Source organism: Candidatus Nitrosocosmicus agrestis (assembly GCF_008389435.1).
Lineage (GTDB): Archaea > Thermoproteota > Nitrososphaeria > Nitrososphaerales > Nitrososphaeraceae > Nitrosocosmicus > Nitrosocosmicus agrestis.
The window spans coordinates 1-22596 of the sequence record NZ_VUYS01000024.1 but is presented as its reverse complement, the minus strand read 5'-3'; the positions used below and the strand labels follow the sequence as shown (position 1 = coordinate 22596).

Annotated in this window: 17 protein-coding genes and 1 pseudogene; 9 read left to right on the top strand and 9 right to left on the bottom strand. The window is 33.1% G+C overall.

Annotated elements, in window-relative coordinates:
* Nucleotides 1-4: 4 nt before the first annotated feature.
* The 6 genes from F1Z66_RS13455 to F1Z66_RS16305 all read left to right on the top strand — a co-directional run bounded on the left by F1Z66_RS13455 (nucleotide 5) and on the right by F1Z66_RS16305 (nucleotide 5516).
* Nucleotides 5-358 (top strand): hypothetical protein, encoded by a 354-nt coding sequence (locus F1Z66_RS13455; protein ID WP_149864148.1) that lies wholly within the window; start codon nucleotides 5-7, stop codon nucleotides 356-358.
* Nucleotides 355-2868, top strand: coding sequence for a bifunctional DNA primase/polymerase (locus tag F1Z66_RS13450; RefSeq protein ID WP_149864147.1), 2514 nt, complete (start codon nucleotides 355-357; stop codon nucleotides 2866-2868). The genes F1Z66_RS13455 and F1Z66_RS13450 overlap by 4 nt, the downstream gene beginning before the upstream one ends.
* A gap of 473 nt (nucleotides 2869-3341) precedes the next feature.
* Entirely contained in the window at nucleotides 3342-3866 is a 525-nt protein-coding gene (locus F1Z66_RS13445) for a hypothetical protein (protein WP_149864146.1), read from the top strand.
* 52 nt (nucleotides 3867-3918) lie between these two features.
* Nucleotides 3919-4500, top strand: coding sequence for a hypothetical protein (locus F1Z66_RS13440; protein ID WP_149864145.1), 582 nt, complete (start codon nucleotides 3919-3921; stop codon nucleotides 4498-4500).
* 364 nt (nucleotides 4501-4864) lie between these two features.
* On the top strand, nucleotides 4865-5371 hold the full coding sequence (locus F1Z66_RS13435; protein WP_149864144.1) for a hypothetical protein: 507 nt from the start codon (nucleotides 4865-4867) through the stop codon (nucleotides 5369-5371).
* Nucleotides 5372-5381: 10 nt separating this feature from the next.
* Nucleotides 5382-5516, top strand: coding sequence for a hypothetical protein (locus F1Z66_RS16305; protein WP_255437932.1), 135 nt, complete (start codon nucleotides 5382-5384; stop codon nucleotides 5514-5516).
* Nucleotides 5517-6074: 558 nt separating this feature from the next.
* Here F1Z66_RS16305 and F1Z66_RS13430 read toward each other — a convergent pair.
* Both F1Z66_RS13430 and F1Z66_RS13425 read right to left on the bottom strand, forming a co-directional pair.
* The gene (locus tag F1Z66_RS13430) at nucleotides 6075-7193 is read right to left on the bottom strand and encodes a hypothetical protein (protein ID WP_149864143.1); all 1119 of its coding nucleotides are present in this window, start codon (nucleotides 7191-7193) and stop codon (nucleotides 6075-6077) included.
* A gap of 385 nt (nucleotides 7194-7578) precedes the next feature.
* The gene (locus F1Z66_RS13425; RefSeq protein ID WP_149864142.1) at nucleotides 7579-8772 is read right to left on the bottom strand and encodes an integrase; all 1194 of its coding nucleotides are present in this window, start codon (nucleotides 8770-8772) and stop codon (nucleotides 7579-7581) included.
* A 466-nt stretch (nucleotides 8773-9238) separates the two neighbouring features.
* Here F1Z66_RS13425 and F1Z66_RS13420 point away from each other — a divergent pair, with 466 nt between their 5' ends.
* Nucleotides 9239-9547: a hypothetical protein gene (locus F1Z66_RS13420; protein WP_195907543.1), complete on the top strand. Its 309-nt coding sequence runs from the start codon at nucleotides 9239-9241 to the stop codon at nucleotides 9545-9547.
* A gap of 436 nt (nucleotides 9548-9983) precedes the next feature.
* Here F1Z66_RS13420 and F1Z66_RS13415 read toward each other — a convergent pair whose 3' ends face one another.
* Nucleotides 9984-10292 (bottom strand): hypothetical protein, encoded by a 309-nt coding sequence (locus F1Z66_RS13415; protein ID WP_149864140.1) that lies wholly within the window; start codon nucleotides 10290-10292, stop codon nucleotides 9984-9986.
* Nucleotides 10293-10734: 442 nt separating this feature from the next.
* Between F1Z66_RS13415 and F1Z66_RS13410 the strand changes: the two genes are divergently transcribed.
* Together F1Z66_RS13410 and F1Z66_RS13405 are read left to right on the top strand one after the other, a co-directional pair.
* A complete protein-coding gene (locus F1Z66_RS13410) occupies nucleotides 10735-11190 on the top strand; it encodes a hypothetical protein (protein ID WP_149864139.1) in 456 nt (151 codons plus the stop codon).
* A 439-nt stretch (nucleotides 11191-11629) separates the two neighbouring features.
* Nucleotides 11630-11890: a hypothetical protein gene (locus tag F1Z66_RS13405; protein WP_149864138.1), complete on the top strand. Its 261-nt coding sequence runs from the start codon at nucleotides 11630-11632 to the stop codon at nucleotides 11888-11890.
* 945 nt (nucleotides 11891-12835) lie between these two features.
* Here F1Z66_RS13405 and F1Z66_RS13400 read toward each other — a convergent pair.
* The 6 genes and pseudogenes from F1Z66_RS13400 to F1Z66_RS13375 form a co-directional block, all read right to left on the bottom strand.
* Nucleotides 12836-13921: a class I SAM-dependent methyltransferase gene (locus F1Z66_RS13400; RefSeq protein WP_149864137.1), complete on the bottom strand. Its 1086-nt coding sequence runs from the start codon at nucleotides 13919-13921 to the stop codon at nucleotides 12836-12838.
* A 111-nt stretch (nucleotides 13922-14032) separates the two neighbouring features.
* The gene (locus F1Z66_RS13395) at nucleotides 14033-15070 is read right to left on the bottom strand and encodes a hypothetical protein (protein WP_159357605.1); all 1038 of its coding nucleotides are present in this window, start codon (nucleotides 15068-15070) and stop codon (nucleotides 14033-14035) included.
* Nucleotides 15071-17555: 2485 nt separating this feature from the next.
* On the bottom strand, nucleotides 17556-18818 hold the full coding sequence (locus F1Z66_RS16120; RefSeq protein ID WP_230207570.1) for a peptidylprolyl isomerase: 1263 nt from the start codon (nucleotides 18816-18818) through the stop codon (nucleotides 17556-17558).
* A gap of 309 nt (nucleotides 18819-19127) precedes the next feature.
* Nucleotides 19128-20030 (bottom strand): annotated as a pseudogene (locus F1Z66_RS13385) (IS5 family transposase).
* 200 nt (nucleotides 20031-20230) lie between these two features.
* A complete protein-coding gene (locus F1Z66_RS13380; protein ID WP_149864135.1) occupies nucleotides 20231-21280 on the bottom strand; it encodes a zinc-binding dehydrogenase in 1050 nt (349 codons plus the stop codon).
* A 555-nt stretch (nucleotides 21281-21835) separates the two neighbouring features.
* Nucleotides 21836-22135, bottom strand: coding sequence for a hypothetical protein (locus F1Z66_RS13375; RefSeq protein WP_149864134.1), 300 nt, complete (start codon nucleotides 22133-22135; stop codon nucleotides 21836-21838).
* Nucleotides 22136-22596 lie beyond the last annotated feature (461 nt).

Here is a 22596-nt window from a genome sequence, read left to right as displayed (position 1 = left end):
ACAAATGTATAATCGATTATGTAGAAAACCAGACTATACATATTTCTATGGAATTTTGAAGAATGATACTGTTGATTTTCATTTTGAAAGGAAAATACAGATACCTTTGAATGAGGAATCAGTTGTCGAATATTACACCCACAATTTTGACTATATTGTAAGAACTAATGATTACACACACAAGTTTCATATTTTAAAAAAATATTTGAAATTCCTTGAATTCAATTCTCGTTTTGAATTTGAAGAAAAGGTTCTCAAACTTATCATCTTGAATTTATGTAGTAAATATGGAGTAGATCTTGAGAAAGTGCAAAAGAAAATTGACAATGGTATTTCTTATGAGGAGAACTTTAATTGACAGTTCCCAAAACAATAGATCCTGACTTTTGGTTTTATACAATCGGTGTAAACGCAATCCCGGCCACTTCCATGATAAAAATACCCAAAGTTGAATGGAAAGAATGGCAAGACAAACCAATACCCAAGGAAGTCTATGAAGATTGGAAGAAATCTAGTGCTTTCAAGGCTGGTTGTGCAATCATTACGGGATTAATATGGCGTGGCGAATTCAAAGGAAAATATCTAGCCTGTATAGATATTGACAATGCTAAAGGAATTGAAGCATTTCTTTCCAAATTTGGTAAAACCAATACATTAGAAAAGATTGCAGAAAACACGATTGTTGAACAACATCTTGATGCTAAAGATAAAAAGGCGCACGTCTATTTCGTAGTTGAAAAACCGTTATCAAAGAAATCAGGGATCGATGGACCGCCCAATTCACTGGATCAAGAAATTCCAGCGATTGAGGTAAAGTCGGAAGGAAAGCACGGTATAATGTATTGCTCACCTTCAGTTCATAAGAATGGACACCCTTATCAAATCATTGGATCTCGAACTCCAACGGTATTAAACGAAGAACAGTCAGAAGGTCTTGAATATTCGATTAATCAGATATATGAAGAATTTGGTCCCACAATATCGGATAGTAACAAATCTCCCACCATCCAAGATCTGTTTAAACATGATTATGTCAAATTTGAAGGTAACAACAGACACCTAGATCTATTGAGGATGATGGAATCTCTGATACAAAGAAACAAAGCTATAATGTCTGAAGAAGAGATAAAGGAAATATCTAAAAGAATGAATCAAGAACATTTCAAACCACCCCTAGATGAAAAAGAATTTGAGAGACAGTGGAAAGATGCAAAGAACTTCATATCAAGGAATGCCGAAAATGTTGAAACAACTGACAAATCAAATATTCCAGATTTGTTAGAGTCAATCAAAAAACGATGGTTACAGGTTTTCAAAGACCAATTTAACAGATACTATGTTACAATCTGCATAAATGATCATATTGAATGTATACCCCTAGATAGTGATCGATTCAGAAAGATAGTACAAAAGGAGTATTATGAGAAAGAAAAGAAGCCTCTAAACAAAGACAGGGTAAGCGAAATAGTTTCCCTTTTAGAAACACAAATGATATTTGACGAAAAAGTAGAAAAGTTCGACTTGAGTCTAAGAGTAGCATCTAGAAAAGCAGAACCAAGTGTTTTCTACTATGATCTTACAAATCTAGATTGGGATATAGTCAAGATCTCGTCAGGTGGCTGGGAGATCATCAAAAGCAACAAAATTCCACTTTTTAAAAGATATGAAACCAATTGCAGTCAACAAGTCATACCATCATCTTCATCAAAACAAGACAATGAAAAAGGGTTTATTCACTTCTTAAGATTGTTTAATCTACAATCTAACGACGACAAGATATTACTATCTGTATACCTTGTCTCTTTGTTTATACCTAATATTTCTAAAGCAATATTGGTGGTAAAGGGCGATGGCGGGGGCGCCAAAACAACAGCATTTAAGATGCTAAAGAGAATAGTAGACCCATCTAGCGTTGATAACTTTTCATTTAGCAAGCAGTATAATGACATCATACAGACTTTGGAGCATCAATACGTCGTATTCTTTGACAACATATCATCTATTTCAAATTATCATTCAGATTTGTTGTGTAAAGCAGTTACGGGCGCGGGCTTTAGCAAACGAGCGCTTTATACTGATGATGGGGATATAGTTTACAATTTCAAAAGATGTATTGGTATTAATGGTATCAATTTAGTTACAACACGGGCAGATTTTTTGGATAGATCTTTGATTATCAAGTTTAAAAGAATTGAAGAGAATGCGAGAAGAAAGGAACAAGACATTGAAAGAGAATTTGAATGGTTAAAGCCATTTGTTTTGGGACACATATTTGACGTTTTGGTAACGGTACTTAGATACAGAGAAGAACACCGGGATGAAAAAATATTGGAGAAGCTCCCAAGAATGGCTGATTTTGCTGAATGGGGGGAGATCATTTCAAGATGTTTGGGATATCCAGAAAACAAATTTACCAAACTATATTCTGAAAATATATTGGAACAAAATGACGAAGTCATTGAATCTTCCCCAGTCGCTGAAGCAATATTGATTTTCATGGATGAAAGAAATAGCGAGTGGAATGGGAGTCCAACTCAACTACATAAAGAACTTGGTGATGTAATAGACCAAATAAAACCCGAATTAAGAAGGAGTAATTTATGGCCAAAAACTTCAAGTGAACTTTCCAAAAAGATTAATGAAGTGACACCCAATTTAAAAGCGAAAGGCATTGACGCTATTACTGGAGAAAGAGATACCAAAGGCGGGCGAATTATCAAGCTGATGAAAAAAACAGAATATAGCGTATCAGAAAAAAGGGATTTTAATTCCCATATACATAGGATTGGATACACTGATAGATTTGAATGTGACAAGTGCCCATTAATTGATGATATCCATCATATGAGAAATCATATATGTGTTTAATTGACGGGCAAGAAATTGCCGTCAAGATCCTGTCAAACCATTTTATAATATTTTCAATCAAACTAGTGCTTAATTTGATACTTTAAATGATATCATTTGACAGGTGGACGGGTTTGACAGGTATTTTTCATAAAGTTTCCAATGATTTACGAAAACGTATTTTCGAGAAAATGGTAATATCTCTTTTCATTTGAAAAAGTCTCGCCAAACCTGTCAAGCCGTCAAATGTCTAACATTATGGTAACAATGTTAGCACGAAAGAGGTCTAAATTGTTAAAAATCAATTTGACACATGTTTGACAGGTGATAATCCTCTGTCAAAAGAAAGATTTAATGATTTTGTAACTGGAAAAATTATGCCGTCGCCAAAACATTGACAAATGTAGTATTATAGATTAACCCACCTTTAAACCTGAAAATTTTCTTTACAATATAAAAAAGCTAAATATTAGCAAAAGTAATAGAAGATTTGTATGCTAATACCTTCTGCTATTGTTTTTGCTATTTTTTGTGTATTTATAGGCTTGGGCGCCCAACACTCTGTTTTTGCTCAATCAGAAGAATGGAAAACCTATATTAATCCTGAATATAAATTCTCAATAGATTACCCTCATATGGAAACAAATGTTGCAAATATATTGATAATTGGTGATAAACCAAAAATATCAAACAATCTTGAATCAGAAATAGATTTTTCATTACTTATATCTCAGAAAAACGATTCTAATGATATTAAACCATATGTTGAATATTGGTTACAAAAGGATTTGTCTAATGAATTAAGAAATGTAACTATATTTGATCCTCTACACCCAGTAATTTTTGCAAACAGTTCAGGTTATGAGTATGTTACTTATAATGGAAAGGATTCATTACGAACCAATATCTTCCTAGATCATGATGATAAGATTTTCTTTTTTACTACGTCCAACCCAACAACAGATTTCAATCTGGACAAGTTTTATAGATCAGTTAACTCTACCAAATTTTTTGATTAGTCTTCAAATTGAAATGGAATATAAACCAATACAGATATTTATGTTATGATAATTGAAAGAATTTGTCGGAGCAGTAGATGAAACAGAGGATGGTGAATATATTGCTTTTATGATTTGTAATCATGAATCATTGATTAAAAATATTCCATGTCTTCCTAAGAATTTTACTCATCTGACAAGTGTATTTTACTCCACAGACAGACAACAACAAATTATAAATAGTTTTGATTTTAGTCAAGGAGTTTTGATCTGCTGTATAAAATTTGGAATATCTTCATTACGTAAAGAAATAGATAATTCAATCAATTTTGGTAAAATGCCGCAAGTTAAATTTCGATCAAAAATTTCATATAGAATGCGAAAACATTTGAACTCTATTTGTAGTAGGTTTTTAGATAAACACCGGATTAAGATAAATGAGGTCCAATTTCAAGTTGATAATGGAGATATCCGAGGGTTTTTAATGCAGGGTGGATTAAAATGTGTCGAATCATCATATGCTCATAAAATTGCTGATTGTATTGCATATGCCAATCATAGAGGTTGGCCGCTCAAAGGTGATCACATAATAGAAAAAGGAGAAGATTTTAGACTATCTTTTCGTGATCAAATCATTAAAGATTTAAAACTATAACACAATATGTTTTGCAGGCATAAGGACCCCACATAAGCTCTAGTTATTACATCTCCGAGTAACCCCATTTCGTGAGTATTATCCCGCAACTAGAAATGCTAGAGATTCGAGTTCCAGTTCCCCACTAATGAACATTGACGACGAGATCATCAATTACTCATTACCTATATTATAGTGATCATAATATAAAAAGATTATAGGAATGTTGGGGTGGGCCCCTTCTATTCATACCATATTAGATAGTTCCCTTCTTTTAAAGACGGGCGCCCCACTCTGTATTGGCCGAAACTCCAGATGAAATTATAATTAAAGATTCTAAAAAAATATCAAATCTAAATATTAGCAAAAGTAATAGAAGATTTGTATGCTAATACCTTCTGTCATAATTTTACTTGCTGTTATAGGGTTGGGCGCCCAACACTCTGTTTTTGCTCAATCAGAAGAATGGAAAACCTATATTAATCCTGAATATAAATTTACGATCGAATATCCATTTAAGACTGATAGTTTGAGTGGTTACATCAATTATAACAAATCTTCAGACATGTTGGATTCAGACATTACTTTTGGTTTATACATATATCCTTCTTACGGAGTAAAAGATATCAAACATTTTGTAGAGAGCGCTCTTGCAAATGATACTGATTCTACTACCATAAATTGGACAGTCTTTGAAGATATTAAACCAGTAAAATACGCAAACCTTACTGGATATGGATTTAAAACATATGACAAGAATGACAGCATAATGACTGATATAATTTTACTTCATAATGATATAATTATGAGGTTTGAAACATCTAACTCAATTACTGACTACACCGTAGATAAATTTATCAAAATGATAAATTCAATCAAGTTTTTTAATTAATTTTTATAGAATGGTTAGAAGAAACAAAACAAGGAAACGGTTCACAAAAGTAGCCACGATAGTCGGGCCCCAAGCTCGTGCTATCAAAGATCACATCTTAATCCAAAGAGAGAAACCATTTATGAATGGCAGGATAAAAGTGTAGAAGGAATAGATATTGTGGAGTTATGGATTGACGAATATTTATCATAAAACGAAATAGTTCCCTTCTTTGGTTTTTGGGCGCCAATTTTGTAAATGGCGCAAAATCCTTATGAAATTCTATTAAAAGTTTTAGGGAAATGAGATCCAATTAATATTAGCAAGTCTCAAACTAAATTGAAATACTAACATAGATAGAACTGAAAGTAATTCATCGTTTGAGGCCATAAAAAAGAATTTTTACCACTAAACAGAGATTAGTTAAATTGAGACGAATGCAAAAAGGTTAAACGTTCTTTCAACATAATCCTGTTTTCGATAAAACAACTGAAAGAAAAAACACCCCCTAGCCTATATGGCTTTTCTCCTACCTCTTAAAACGAATCTGGATATGAGTGGCTTAACTTCCGCAAACTATTACTTTCCTTCAAGTAAAGACGGTTTTATGTATCAATACCTACTTACCTCAGGCATGACCAAATCCGAAATTTAAGATATAAACGGGTTACAGTCATAGCTTAGGATGTAGCTGATTTAGTAGAGAAGAAAGATGTACACATCATTATGAGATAAAAAACTGCACTACCTCAGGTTTCTTTGCTGGTGTATTCATCCCAAAAATGTGTTGATTGTAGTCAACGCCATAGTCAAGGTTTACTTCAAATTCAGTCCCAACGGGTACATCGCTTGATTTGAATGTAAATGTCTGTGAAGTGGTTTGTCCGGCTGGGAAATACAGACCATATGCGGACTTAAAAACATTTTCAGGATAGCTACTCACATTTAAGGTGATTCCCCCATATGTGTCCTCTGACAGTGGGTTTGTAACTTGAACAATGACCTTGAAAGTTCCTTTTGAATTTGGTTGATTGTTTCCATTAGAACAAGTTTCAAATCCATCGTTGTATCCACTCATAAAATCTGGCGTATGATAACTAGGTCCCTTTCCTGGTTGATTTATGTACCTTTTTGAAGAATCAGATATTTTTGCATCAGAACAACCATGACTATATCCAGATTTATATGGTAAATTGTTTGCAGTATTATCGTCAACTTTGCATTCATTCAATGTAGGATGCTTCTTACAGACACTGTCTTTGTATTCACAAGTAGGAAAGTCAGGACTCATAATATAGCCTGGATCACATGGAACACTATCAGGAATACACCTTCCGCTCTCATCATCCTCATGGCTGTGGTATCCAGAAGGACATTTATCATGAGCAGGAAAACATTGTTCATAACCATTCATGTGAAAGCCGTCAGGACATTTGCCATTCTCATCGGGTGCACATTTTGGCAATGATGGATCAAACAAACAGTCCCTATCTGGCTGCGATTTAGCAGCCCCTATCTGGCTATTTGACTTTTGTAAAATGGTTTGACTACTACTTGTATTCTCAGAATCATTTCCTGAAGAACCGTTTTCTAAAGATGATTGTTTATCTGTATCTTCATTGTTTTGTTCTTCTGCAGTATTTGGAATAATATTGGCTGAATCTTCCCTTTGTGAATTTGTCTCATTGGATTGTCCATATACATTCCAACTTGAGGCGGCCGACCCCAATACAAGTGTAGATATTAGAATAAAAATTGTAAGAAATCTGACAACAGATCTAATATTTTTTCCAATTATACTATCGAAATTAATATAATGATAACTATCAGTTCTTTTTATCAATATATGATACTACAGATTTAATGTTTAAAATATTATCGTATATTCTTATAGTAGAATTTTCAAAAGCATTTATGCTTGGTTAAAACATCATAGGAATAAATTAAGAAATCTTCATGACTCGTTCCAAGCGGTGCCGTGAATTCAAACTTTAGGTTTGATGTCATATGCCAAGGGGTAATTTTTCTTTCAGTTAACGTAATCGAAGATCAAATTGGTTAAAGCAAGTTTATCGTATTCTTAGATAAAGATTTTTACTACATAATTTAGAGGAATCATTTGTTTAAATGATTATGAATTGAGAACTAAATTCAGGTAATCAACCTTTGAAGTCTAATCAATTTCTTTTTAATACCATCATATTTAGATGTCATACAAGCAGCTTTGATTATAGTAATTCTTTTCTCAACTCATTCAACACAGGTCTTATCTTCTTTGTAATTATCTCTTTAATATCGGGACGGTAATAATGATTTACAAATACTGAACTACCAATCCTTCCTTGTAGCAAATCTATTATCTCTGGCTCAATTCCCTTGTTGCGTAGATAAGTGGCAAATATCTTTCTACCATAATTCATGTTTAATGGAATTTTTCTTTTTGTAAAATATGATCTGAATGCAGCAACATTCATAACAGAACAAGAAAAGACAAGTTCGATCAAATCAGCGATTATAACACTACAATATGCCTTCTTTGTCCTTCTGATAAATATTTCTGGAAATTCATAATGTTTAATCATTTCTTTGTCATTTGAGATATATTTTAATCTAGAATTTTCATTCTTGATTAACTTTATACTTTCAATCGCTTCAGAAGCCCGAAGACCGGTCATAGTGCAATACAGCAAAATATTTCTATGACCAATAGGAATGTCACAGTTCTTCAATGTCGACCGCAAAGAAGGAATCATTGAATCAAGAGTATTTACTGGTTCAATTATCTTTTTAAATACTTCAATCCCATTAAATCCAGACGACCACTTTAGATTGAATTTGGTTACTATATCCTTCCATCTGTCATAAATTCCCAAATATTTAGACAAGGATGTTAATGCTTTCATAATATGAATTCGCTTGTCTTTAGACATGGTATGAAGCTCATGGAAGTTTCTACTAATTAGTAAATCGTAGTATCGTTTCGCGTACGAAAGCCGGCTATATATGGTTTTTTCAGTATTGAGTTCCAGTAAATAGCTTCTGAATGAGTCCCAAAAGTTAGTACTTTTGATAATATTCTCGATGGACTTTTTATCATATTCTAAATCTTTTTGATCCAATCTATCAAAATGATTGATTTCAAACGGATTTGAACCCGGGATCGTCGTTTTTTGATGATTTACCAGCGAAAAAGAACCTTGAGAGGGCGAAATGCTTAGCCGGACTGTGTGACTCTTTTTTGCAAAAAGAGCCTCTACACCACCGGAGCTCTCGTGCTGATTAATTATTTGCGAATGGTTATTAATACAATACTTTGAATCGGCCTCATCAAGTTCTCCACTTATTGGTTTTAAATGGCAGTTATTGTCTGTAGTCACTGTCATTAGTCGTTTAACGTCACTTGAATTTGTCCTTAATACCATAGGCTTGTTGGGCCTACCTTATCTCCTAAATTCAGTGGTGACAGAAGTATTACCCACATTATTTCTGAATTCATTAGGAGACTTATTAAATGAAAGGATGTCAAGTAATACACGAAACCTAATCTGCTGCTTTAATACCTAAACCGACCTCCCTTTTCAATCCTGTATGAAGAAGAAATAGTTTAATACAATTCTCAAACAGTTTGGTAATGTGTAGAAGCTCTTTTTACAATCTCTTTCTTTTTTTAATCAAATATTTTAACTTCATTTTACAAGAATTTGAAACTTGCTTCTGTATTTAGACATGTACAATATTGATCTTCAACAACGATATGATTCGTACAATGGTAATAGAGGTATCAATCATATTCTACTTGTCAGATAGTTAAAAGATTAGTCATGTCTGAGTTTGATGGTTTTTACTCAAATTCTTTTGACTCATAGTAATAGAATGTTATATAGAATATTGCATACTCTAATTTTATTGGAACTACAAGACAAATCTGACAAAATACAGAGTTTGACTTTGACATTTGTCAAAGTATTGATAGAAAGTACCGGTAAAGAATTGAAAGTACCGGTAAAGTTTATTGATATTTATAATGAGGCATGTAGGTTAAGGGGCGGCAACAGAAACAAAGAAGAGTCAAATCTAGAAATAAGGCAATATGTCAGAGACGATTTGCTAAAGAATGGTTACATCTTTGTAGACCCCACAGACGTTGACTCAATTTATCTAACACAAAAGACAATAGATGAATATTCTGATTATTGATAAGCTAGTTATTCCACGTTTGTATACAAAATACCTAAATCAAAATATAAATACATAGTAATACGAACCATATCATATCACAATCCTTCATTTGATAAAACCACGATATGTAGCAGAATCTGATCATATCCCTTAGACAAAATAATAAAGAAATAATGCTTAACGCCTTTGTAAATTTTATTAAAATAAGGTAAATTTCGAGACTACCAAAACCCTCGTTAAGAAAGATCTTAAGATCTTATCACAACCCTTCTTCACATCAAACCATTCTTACAGTATCAATTATGAATGGACAAAAATAAAGTTTGGACTTAAAAACATTTACATCTAACTGAATATGCCTAACATCTCAGATTAAATCAAATTCAAAGATGGAAGGAAATGCTTCTTTTTATATGTGAATAAAAGCATGTTGTTAGCAATATAGTAATAAAGTCTATGGTATTTCTATAGCAACAGTTTCTGAAGAATTAGGAGAAGTATTTTTGCCATATACCCTTTTGTGTATATCAGTGGCATACACGACTTCGGCAACAAATTCCTTTCCAACTGGAATTTCCTTTGAATCAAATACAAATTCAAAAGATATTGTTCCTCTCGCAGGAAAAATCTGTCCGCTTAACCCATCCACTGCAGGACTGTCATTAATATTTACATATATGGTACCATATTGGTCTGTAATCCCAGTGTTTGTAACCTCCACACTTACCCTAAAAATAGGCTTGCTTTGTTGTTGTGCTTTCACATGATTAATAGAAGGTATTTCAGTTAAATAAAAAAAAGTGAATAGTAATGTAACTAAAAAAAACGTAAAAAAAACTCGATCGGACTTAAATCCACAACTAGAATGAAGGATATGTTTTTTAAAAATAAAGACTAAACTAGACAAATTTACAGTTACTATAAACCACGTATATTTTTATAAATTGTTGAAAATACTACTACCAAAATTCTCAATACATAAAGATTAGAATTCTATTACAAGAGATTCTTTGATCAATTTACCTTATGGTCTAGGTCACTTTCATATCATCAAAAAAAAACTTGATTGAAAACAGATATTCTTCTTATGTCCAAGTGGGTACTAAAATTCTAAAAGAAATTTACAAGGTAAATATTACTGAAATTAATACATAGATCATATGTTGAAAATTTATGCTGGTTTAACTTTAATTCTGACAGTCTTTTTGACTGGGTGCCTCAACCTAATTTCAGCACAACAATATGAAACATTTTACAGCCCAGAAAAGAGATTTGCTATAGATTATCCGATTTTTAGTAGCAAAGATTTCAGGATAAACGATTCGAGAGAACAAACGAGTATTTCCACATCCTACGTACAATTATTAGTAAATATGACTCCTAACATCCACAATGTTGATCTCAATGAAAGAACGAATTCTATCCAAAAAAGTTTACAACACAGAGGATTTGGAATCATATCAGAAACAGAACCGATCCTTGTTGATCATTACGTAGGGTATAAATTCATAGTTTCTGGAGTTCAAAATTTGGCGGATGTTTTTTTGTATGTTGAACACAATAACAGTATTTACCAATTTCAGATTGCTTATACCGTTGGTTTTGGAATGGATTTTAGTCACTACGTAAACCACATGATAAAATCAATAAGGTTCTATTAAACTTAAAATCAGATTGATTGAAATAATATTAATATCTTTTTAATACTTTTAGGTTTGGATAAATGCTATGTAAATATAGATACTTTGCAAAAGAAGAAATCGATTAGGAAATAGACAAAACAGAATGATAAAAATTTATTGGAACAGAGTATCGCCTCTTATTATCTATGAAAAGTTATGGTCATTCTTATTAGCATGGGAAATTCCTTATCAAAAAGTTAGCCATACTCAAACATTACCTTAGTGGTTGATCCACTGAAAAAAATATTAAATATTATTAAAAAAGGGCAATAATTATTTTGACGCCTTCAGCATCCTCATATAAACTAATAAGAGATCGAAACTATTCGTTTTTAATTAAATTGGGATAAATAGTTTTGACAAAGGGTAATTGCAGGTTAACACCCGCTCTTTTAGGCAAAAATCATAGATCTATGTTATGAAAGATTTTAACGAAATGACAGAAAAAGAAAAAGAAGATTTTCTAAAACTGGTGCAGGATCTTCCAGACAATTCAAAAGAGAAAGGAGATTCTTTCGATCTATTTACTCAATCCTTTGATGAGATCTCAAAGACGTTGACTGCATCGGTAAAAGAGTTTGAGATCCTTTATCCAGAGTATATCAAAGATGAAAGGGCAAATACTCTTGAAAAATACGAATCCAAATGGACCGCAAAAATCAAAAGAAAATTTTCCTAATTATGTAATGCTAACTTGTAAGATCTTATACAGAATAAACTTTAAAAAAATTAGAGTTTGATTGAATTTGATTGACCTATAATCATGATAATAACGTTAGCTTGTAGGTTCTATGACTTTAAGGAATAGAATTATGATAATATTTAATGGGATTGAAATTACACACTCTTCTTTATCATTTAAGATCAAGATAATTTTGCCAAGTCCATCTAGATATATTGGAAAGATTGGCAGACAACTTAATGCATACATCATCTACACGATGCTTTAAAAGGAAGGTACAAAAATAGACTTGTTGCCATAAAGGATAGAAAGTATCAAGATAAAAAAATATACCCTGACCGAAATGATAAAAGAATCAATATTAGAAATCCCGAGGAAACTATTGCGACAGAATATACCCACAACTGACGGCCTCCATTTAGGACTCTTGTTATAATATATACCATTGTCAAAAAAAGGAAGAAAGAATATTAATAAAACTTCTATAGTTTTTTTGTTCAGAAAAATTCCAAAAATGATATGAACACAAGCTAACTAGGATAAATAGATTGATAATCATATGAGGGATTTTTGTAGATATACAATCCACACATCCATCACTTTTTCAAATAACCTACGGTAGAGATGAAACTAGAATAAATTTTTTAGGCGGGGCTTTAAACACATGCGTTAACACCGCATCCCTCATTCAATCCATACTTTTTTGCATCCAAAGGTCAATCATACTCCCTTAACCCATTTTATATTGCTGTACACACCAATTTCTCAAGGAATTTTGTTCCTTTTCAGTATACTACTGATCAGTTATTAAATACACATCCTTGTGAAAATCGGCTTCTATAAAGTCGACTGCATTAAATCCATGGAATTTAGAATTAGTAGTATTTACATGACTACATTACTATCTCATTTTGTTATCAAACCGATTCTTACTTATCATCCTCAAGTCTTTCGGACTACATAATAGTAATTTAGAATATCACCATCGATTTGTTTGACATCAATTGCCTCAGAAAAAGCAGCTTCCCTTAGCTTTTCCTCTGCCAACTGACGGCCCCACACGGTCCCCAAGCCATCGCCGCCTTGTGCTAATGAAACAGTCATACAGTGCATTGTAGAAAATGTATAAAGTGTCGGGGCGAGTGGATTTTGAATATTCTCTTCTGTGTTACTAGATGCAGCAATGTCTTGCATTAGAAAAATTCCTTTGGTCTTTAAGGCCTGGTATATTTTTGAGAGTACTGTTGTAGGATGAGCCTGATCGTGTATAGTATCAAAGGCCATGATAAGATCGTATTTATTAGTATCAGTCAGTGTGTTGACATCTTTGACTTCGAACACAACATTTGTTAGATCCATTTCTTTAGATTCTCTTCTTCCAGCTTTTACACCCTCCTCTGAAAAGTCGTAGCCAAAAAACTTGCTATTAGGAAATGCTTTTGCCATAAGATTTAATGCATGGCCGCGCCCACATCCGACTTCTAAAACTAATGCCCCTTCGTTAAGATTGTTAATCATTTCGTTCCCCGTCAAAGGTATTATTTGGTCTACCAACCGCGTATCGAATACTCTTGATGTCTCTTCTGCTTGAAGTGATTGGAAACTAGGGTACTCTGAATAAGGAACACCACCACCATTTTTAAAGCAATTTACAATCTTGTCTTCCACCAATCCCATTAAACAAACATACTGCGAAAAGAGTGCTATATTATCAATTCCAGCAGCCCGGGTTGTGAATGCTGCATGTTCGGGTGGTAACCAATACCTTTTTTCCTTAGGAGAATAATTAACGATTCCACCTACCACCATTCCCCCTAACCATTCTCTCACATAACGTTCGTTGAGATTTGCTTCCTTTGCTATTTCCTCAGAAGTAGATGGCTCCCGTAATCTTGACATTGTGTCAAACAAACCTGTCTTATGTCCTATACTTATCATTAGGGAAAGACAACCTCCATTGATTATCTCTAAAAGTCTTCCAGCAAATTCTTGAGCTTTTAAATTATCGAACCGATTTTCCTCTAACATAAAAAAATAAATTTTGGGCGAGATATTAAAGATTTTGGACTATTACAACTCTATAAGCTGTTTCTACTAGATCCAAAGAAAATAAAACCAGATAAAAAAGGTTAAGTTCAGTTATTGGATAAAGAATTGAACTACCTCGGGTTTCTTTGCAGGTGTGTTAATTCCATATATATACTGGTTATAGCCATCGCCATAGTCAAGGTTTACTTTGAATTCTGTTCCTACAGGAACTTCACTTGAGTTGAATGTAAATTCCTTTGAAACGGTTTGTCCTGCTGGGAAATAGATACCATTTGAGAGCTTGAAAACACTCTCAGGAAAGGTGCCAACATTTATGGTGATTCCACCATAAGTATCTTCCGATAATAGGCTTGTAACTTGAACTATCACCTTAAATGTCCCCTTTGAAGTTGATGGAGGTTCATAGGTCCCCTCAGAACATGTCTCAAATCCATCATTGTATGCGCGCATAAACTCTTGTGTATGATAGCTTGGGCCCATGCCGGGTTGATTGATATATCTTTTAGTAAAGTCAGATATTTTTGCATCGGAGCATCCATGACCATAACCGGAGTTATACGCAGATTCATTAGCAGGCACATTATTACCCTCCAATTTACAATTGTTTAGTTCGGGGTGTTTTTGACAAACAAAATCTTTGTATTCACAGGTCGGAAACTCAGGGCTCATAATATAACCTGGATCACAGGGAACGCTATCAGGAATGCATCTCCCACTCTCATCATCCTCATGGCTGTGATAGCCTTCCGGGCATCTATCGTGATAAGGGAAACACTGCTCATCTTCATTTATTCCAAAGCCTTCAGGACAGTTACCATTCTCATCTGAAGCACATTTTGGCAAGGATGGATCGAACAAACAATCACCATCAGGATGTGGAGCAGCTGACCCTCTCAGAGAATTTGATTCGCCAAACCTGATCTGATTATCAGTTACAACACCTGAACTAGTATCAGAAGAACCTGATTCTGTTGTTAAAGCATTTCCTGCATTTTCGGTGATTTCATCATGAGAAGGCTGTAAATTACTTTGAATTCCATTTTCTTTTTGCGAAACAGATTCAATGGATTGTGCATTCACATTCCAACTTGACACTATCGAGCCCAGAATAAGAAAGGACATAGACATAAGAATCGTTAAAGCATTTAAAAAATAATGGAATTTTTTTTCTTTATGAACTTTGAAATATATAAATTCAAGTAAAATAGTTCTTTTAATCAATATTTATGGTATGTATTTAGAATTCTAAAAAGGTTTCATACTTTCTACCACCTTATTTTATATTTGAAAACTATTAAATCAGTAAAGGTATGTTTTTAAATTGGTCATTCTATGATAAAAAACTTTTATATCCTAGCTTCTCATGAACGCTTGAAATATAGAAGAAATTTTTCTTTTTATCCCTATCTCTAATCTCATCAATTACATGAATACGATCAAATCCTAACACTAGTGGTCTTTGTGGACCCGGAGGTCCGGTTTCGCCCTGTAAATCTTGGTCATCCTGTGGACTAGGTATACCTACACCATTAAGTTCTTAAGAAAGATTGTTGCAATTAAGCGAGTTACTATATGGATATACACTTGCAGCTTTGGTTCCTTCCTTTTTAAGCTTCATCGTTCTATAATGCTTCACGCTCATCACCATCCTGACCCATGACATTGTTGTAACTATTGTTAACATCTTCTTCACCATCATTTTGTTAGAGATTGTTGAAATGAACCTTCTCTCATTGAAATCATGAAAATTACTATGATCATTTTGTATAAAAAGGCAAGCGTCGTTTTATATATATCATGAAATTTTGTATTCATTGCTATACGTTTGGGTTTTAAAATATATACACTATAAATGATTAATTGGAAATCATAGGCAATTTTATACATTGAACTTAATATGAATTGATACTACATTAAGAATTTGCAATTGGAAAAGAGCTTGTGGACTAAATCTGAAATCATAGTTTGACGGAAGCGAAGATCCATTGATACAGTTAAATTTTTCTCATGACATAATCGAATCTTAAGAATTAATTGTTATAACCAATATGCTTTGTTTTTCTAACATTTTATGCTTGAAAAAAAATATCCAAGGGTCTTTCAATCTAGGCAAAAGTATTGAAAGCAGTTTTTAAGGAAATGTCAATTTCTTCGGTTCAGCTTATTTTTGTTGAGTTCAGCCGATAGCGTGCTACATCAAATCCTTTGATAAGAACTTATGCAAACCAGATTCATTGAGTAATTATTTCTTTTTAAAAGTTGGATTTTCTGGATTATTTACAGACTTGACTTGCCAATTAAATAATCTCATGGAGTAAAACTATTGTCTATAGTCCTATCCTCTTGTTACCAAGACAGGTTATGAATATCTATATACCTAATTCATATTTGGTGCAAATTCTCCTTTGATATATCCTAGTCTAATATAGTAACATTTACATCGAACAGTAAAGAGCATGTTAAATTAATTCAATTGTATAAATACCAAATCATTTCTTCTTTCTCCTTCTGTTAATTACATTTAAAAACTCCTAATGCTTCAGTATGTGGTTGATATTTGATATACATCGGAACCTAGAATTACGTATTAATCAACTCTTTTTTTCTATTGGAGATCATAACAATGGATTAATGAAACTATTAGAATATTTTTATGACCTCTCAGATATTCCCGCTCATCAAGTTCTACCGCAACGTAGTAATCATTAAGTCAATATTTCAAGAATAATTATCCTTTTGAATGCTGCAATCCCATTGAATTCTCCAAGACTACTTAAAATCAAATTTAATTGCCATAATGTTCTAAGATCCTAAACCCATAGAAAAAGACATGATAAATAATGATTATTTTATGATGCAAATTCATTTTTAAGGAGACATGGTATAAAGTACTATAGTTATTACAAGTCAGCTAATACCAGATTATTATTCTTTCAATTGGCAGGCCAGGTATAAATCGTTTCTTGTAATATTAAATTACAATAGAAAATTTCCGAAATGAATTGCAAAAGTTAGAGATTAGAAAATAAGTTTGATAAATTATCTTTCGTAACATGATTCTTTTTGTCAACTTATCAATATGATCTATTTCATCGACCTTAAACCTGGAATAATCGATTTTTTAATGATCTGTATTCAAAAAAAAGGGTTATAAGGGAAATTGCATGGGCGGAAGTGTGAACCTTGATAGTAAAAAATGGTTTTCCTACACCACCGGAGCTCTCGTGCTGATTAATTATTTGCGAAGGATTTTTGATGCAATTCATTAAAATCAATTACAAACTAATTTATGGGATGTATTTTGATGTTTACAAATAGTCCAATATTTGATTCTATTGCGAATGAATTTGAATTACAGATGTAAGTTAATCACGGATAGTTTTTGCCATATTCATAGATCCTCCTGGTTACATTATTTGTACATTTATTAATTAAGCATGAATTTCAACCACCCAAAAAAAAAGAATATTAAAATTATAAAAAAAGGGGAAAAAGATTTCCATCATTAGCAAAGATAAACCTAATACACATCGAGTTAATTAATTGTCTATTTCCAATGATTATTTGCTTATAGACGATGTAGATTGTGGGGTTAGTTTTGACAACCAATCCATCATTGTACGTATACTTTTTGGATTCTAACCATATTAGGATCAACGGGCTGATCTAGTGAATTGGTAGTAACATTGGCGATCTTGTCCACAGTTTCCATACCTTCGATTACTTTACCAAATACAGTATATTGTTTATCCAAGAATCTAGAGTCATTTACTACAATAAAGAACTGAGATCCAGCACTATTTGGATCTGGCATCCTGGCCATGGATACAACCCCTCTTTCGTGAGACATATTGTTAAATTCTTCATTGATGGTATAACCAGGTCCACCGGATCCCCACAGATCCCTGCTAATGCTTGCATTTTTTGTATATGGATCGCCAGCTTGAATTACAAAACCTGGAACAATCCTATGAAAAATCACACCGTCGTAGAATCCTTGACGTGCTAGATCCTTAAAATTCTTTACATGCTTTGGTGCCAAATCGGGATAAAACTGTATTTTGATATCCCCCTGAGTAGTCTGAAGTAATGCGGTATCATTGGAAAGACTCTGGTTTGTTGACACTTGAGAAGTCGGATTTTGTATCATATTCCAAGTTGAATTGGAAGTTGAATTGGTTACTCCGTAGCTTGGAGTATCCGTCCACATTAGTGAATTCAATAAATAATTGAATATAGGATTTGTTTGGTTATACAAATTTGTCTCTGTGACAAATACGAATCTGTAAACGTTTTCATTATGAAGTATGAACGTGTTATTTGACACAAAGGTCGATTTCTCAAGAACACTGTTGATTAATGAAATCAGGTATGAATATGCCGGATTACCGCTAATGTTCATAGGGGATGTATCCTCAACCAACATAAGGTATGAGTTGTTTATGTTCATATTCAGATGCGATTCTTTAGCTTGATTTACAATATCAAGGAATTCGCTAGAATTTTTCCCATAAATACTTGGGCTTATGCTAAAGCCATCTTTATCTATATCACCTATTTTAAGATCCCGATAAGGATCAAATCTTGTCTCCTGACCCTCCTTTTGAAATGATACATCCGATGGATGTTTCAAGATAAGACCCAAATCTTTGCTTGTGTAATCTTTCCAATCCTTACTACCTAAATCAGATTGGGCTATTTTTTCTTGAGCCAGTTTAACTTGATCCTCAAGTAAGGCAAGGTCATTTAGGTTTGAACCATTAAAAGTCTGCCTAGTGATTTCATTATCCGATATTGGTGAATTATTAGAAATGTTTGGCTGCAACATGAATGAAAAGTTAGAAGGCATATCAGGTAAAAAATTTGTATCATTCAAAGAAAATTGACTATATCCACCTAAACTCATTGAATTTAGAAATAAAATGCTTGCGAATGATGATCCAAGTATAATTAAGTATACAATTAACCTCATACACAACCTCACAAAACTGAAATATAAAATAATTCCTATTATTCTAACGATAAAAGAAGAATAATTATTACCGCACGAGTTAATACAATATGAGTTATTTTAATAGTTGGAGTTTTTCAGCATAAATGGTTTTAGATTCCAGATCACTGTAGACATTGAAGTTGCTCTGTTGCATGATTCATCCAGATTACAAATAATTCATATTTCTTTTCTCTAAATAGATATAAACTTGTTATACAGAGACGCTTTAAGCATCAGCTCTTGCTTCATGTTTTCCATTTTGATAGAATAAACATATTCACCAAACATTCTTTTTAAAGATGAGAACACAGTTTCAACAATCCATCTTTGTCCATAACTTACCATGCTGTCCTTCCATTGTTCAAAGTCGTTTCTCTGGGCTATCACAGACAGATTCCTAAAACTATGAGCAGTATTCCTCACTCTTGAATTCTTTCTAACTTTAATACAGGGTATAATCCCATTCTCTGATAAAAATCTAAAAGTATCGTTACTGTCATAGGCTCCATCACCTAAAACTCTATCCACTAATACTGCAAATCTATCATTGTTTGATTTAAGAACATTATCAATCAACATTGGTAGCATCTTGTTATCATGAACATGCTCGTCTGTTACTTCCATGGACAGAATTTTCTTGCTTTTTATGTCAACGGCGATGTGGATTTTCAAGTAGCCTTTTCTATTTTGCATGTTCCATTTATCAGACATCCATTGACCTCTATTAGTAACTTTGATACCTGTAATGTATATGGTAATAATGAGATCATCAACTACATTCTCTCTTTTTATGTCGATGTTTAACCTGTTGATCCTTTTACAGATGTGACCGTAGCTTGGTGAATTTGAAGGTAACCTTTTTCCCGTGGCTTTGACTACCCCTTCGGTTTGTCTATAAGCAAGGTGAAATGAGTAACGGATGTAACCAATGGCCAGTATGAAAGAATTGGGAAATATAAAGGGTTTACCCTTCTTGCCTTTATTCATCCTCTATCTAGTTCATAACCCCAATTATCAAGGAAATCATGCGAGAAGAGGATATATCTCACCACTTCTAACCAATGAACGATTATAGGAAGGCCAACAGTCAATCACAAATACCTATTATGAACAATTCGAGCTAAATAGTTTGAGTTAGGCGACAAAGCATTTTTTTGCATAATCCATATACTTTTAATGCAAGAAACATTGGAAACATTTGAATTCCAAAGTGATGGATGCTACGTTAGTAGAATAAAATATGAAAATGAAGTCCTTGGTCAATCAATTTAGTTTTTTTAGTTTAGTTTTGAATCTCATAGTTTTTGTGGTGTAGTAATTGTCTTGCCTATCTGATCTCCATTTATCATCATTATATGTCCTTTTACCATATTTTGGAATGGTAGTACTGCATTTATAAGTGGTTTAATTTTCTTATTTGCTGTCCAGTATAACACCTCTTCTAGTTCTGCTCTTGTTCCTTGAGTAGCTCCAACTATATTTATTCCTCTGAAAAAGAGATACCTTAAATCTATTGTAGAGTCATATCCTGTTGTAGCGCCTGTAGAAACCAATGTTCCACCCATTTTTAATAAAGATACTGCCTGAGGAAACACAGTATTCCCTATATGTTCAAATACTATATCAACGCCTTTTTTGTTAGTAATGTCTCTTACTTTTTTATACCAGTCTGCTTCTCTATGATTTACGACATGGTCTGCCCCTATTTCTAAACACTTGTCCATTTTTTGTTTATTGCCTGCTGTAGCTATGACATTACAGTCGTACAGTTTGGCGATCTGAATTCCAACCATACCAACACCGCTAGTTCCACCCATTATTAACACCGTCTGACCAGGTTTTATCCTAGCTCTATCAACAAGCATGTGCCATGATGTCATTCCAACCATGGAGATAGCAGCTGCATCTTCAAATGATACGTTATCACTAATCTTTACAATATTTACCTCAGGTAAATGTGCAAATTGACAGTAACCGCCCCACAAAGGACCTGTCTGAAATCCCCATACCTGCCTCTTTTTACAATCATACTCCCTACCAGAAGTACAGAGATTACATATTCGGCAGCTCAAATTTCCATGGGATACCACTCTATCGCCTCTTTTCACTGAAGTAACCTCTTCACCAACTTCTTCTACCGTTCCTGAGATATCTGTCCCTGATATGTGAGGCATCGGGACCTTAATTGGACTGCCCCAAATAGCCCACAAATCATTATAATTGTAGGCTGTAGCTTCAACCTTTATTAAAACCTCATGGGGTTTTATTTTGGGAATATCTATATCTTCAATTTTTACTACTTTTTCAGGATCCTTGTCATGTTCTCTAAATACAGCGGCTTTCATAGTTTTACCTCCTTTTGATTTGACGTAATGTTGGATAAATACGAATTGATCTTCACAACTACATCAAAAAATAAAGACTAAATATATATTTTCAATTACTATTTGCCATATCTATCAAGAACTCTAGCATTTATACCAGGATCAGTGGCTGACGATTGATTTTAGGTGATCAACAATAATAATAAAATAGATAGGATCAGACCGTGAGTTTATGCAAGTTCAGAGAATAAAATAATGCAAATTGCATCCATTCACCAATCTTATATTATGTGATTTATCATTGAACGGATAAACTTGGTGTATTGACGCAACAGGTACAAGACTGCCGATCTTTAGAACAGGGTAAATAGTAATTCTGAAGTTATCTTTAATAGATAAAATATCTTTTTTGAATCTTACATTTTGAATATCACGAACCATGGATGTTTTAACTCTACTACTTTTTTTATAACTATAAACAACATTCTGAAGCTGTTACCTAAGAAGTTAGAGAAATTGCTCTTTCTCACGGTCAGATATAACACTTTGACTTTTTTTGTATATAATTGAGTGCGATCATAACTTGCCTAGATACTTTTTCCTTAGTTTTTTAGTCTTTTTGTCTTTCCAATAACCGTAATAATATGGTCCGTGTTCCTGATCACAGTTTGGTTTTCCGCATTTAGTATATTCACATTTGATAAAAGCTGATAATGGTAGCGAGGCTATGCGTTCAACGAATTTACTTTGATTTGAATCGTCTTTTCTTAGTAATTTTTGTAGCCGTTGTCTATATTCAGACTGTTCGAAAAGTGATAATGATTCTCCGTAAATAGTGTCCAGAATTTTGCTTCCATTTTCGGATGTTTTCCTCATGCAGGATAAACTCAGGACTTGATATATAAAATTAGATTATTGATAATAACTAAATCCATATAGTATCTAGTTATGGTATTATTGCTCGCTTATCACCACCTGATTATTGTTTATTCTATTAATTTTCAATATTGAGTATACTTGTGAATAAATAAGAAATAAGAAATAAGAAATAAGAAATAAGAAATAAAACTCGGATACCCTCTCATGTATTCTGAAACAGATATTCAAATATCACTATATCCAATACGATACAATCTTAAATTCAATATTAAGTCAAGCACAATTTACACAATAAAAGATTCTCTTAGGGGGAAATGATTAATACTGAAATAGAAAAATACTTATCATTTTTTGAACATTTTTTTGATCTAGTAACGCATTTTCATTGCTCATTTGCTCCAAAGTTAAGGTGTGGATAAGTGTATACTCATAAATATGTTATGTATAGTCGATCCGAA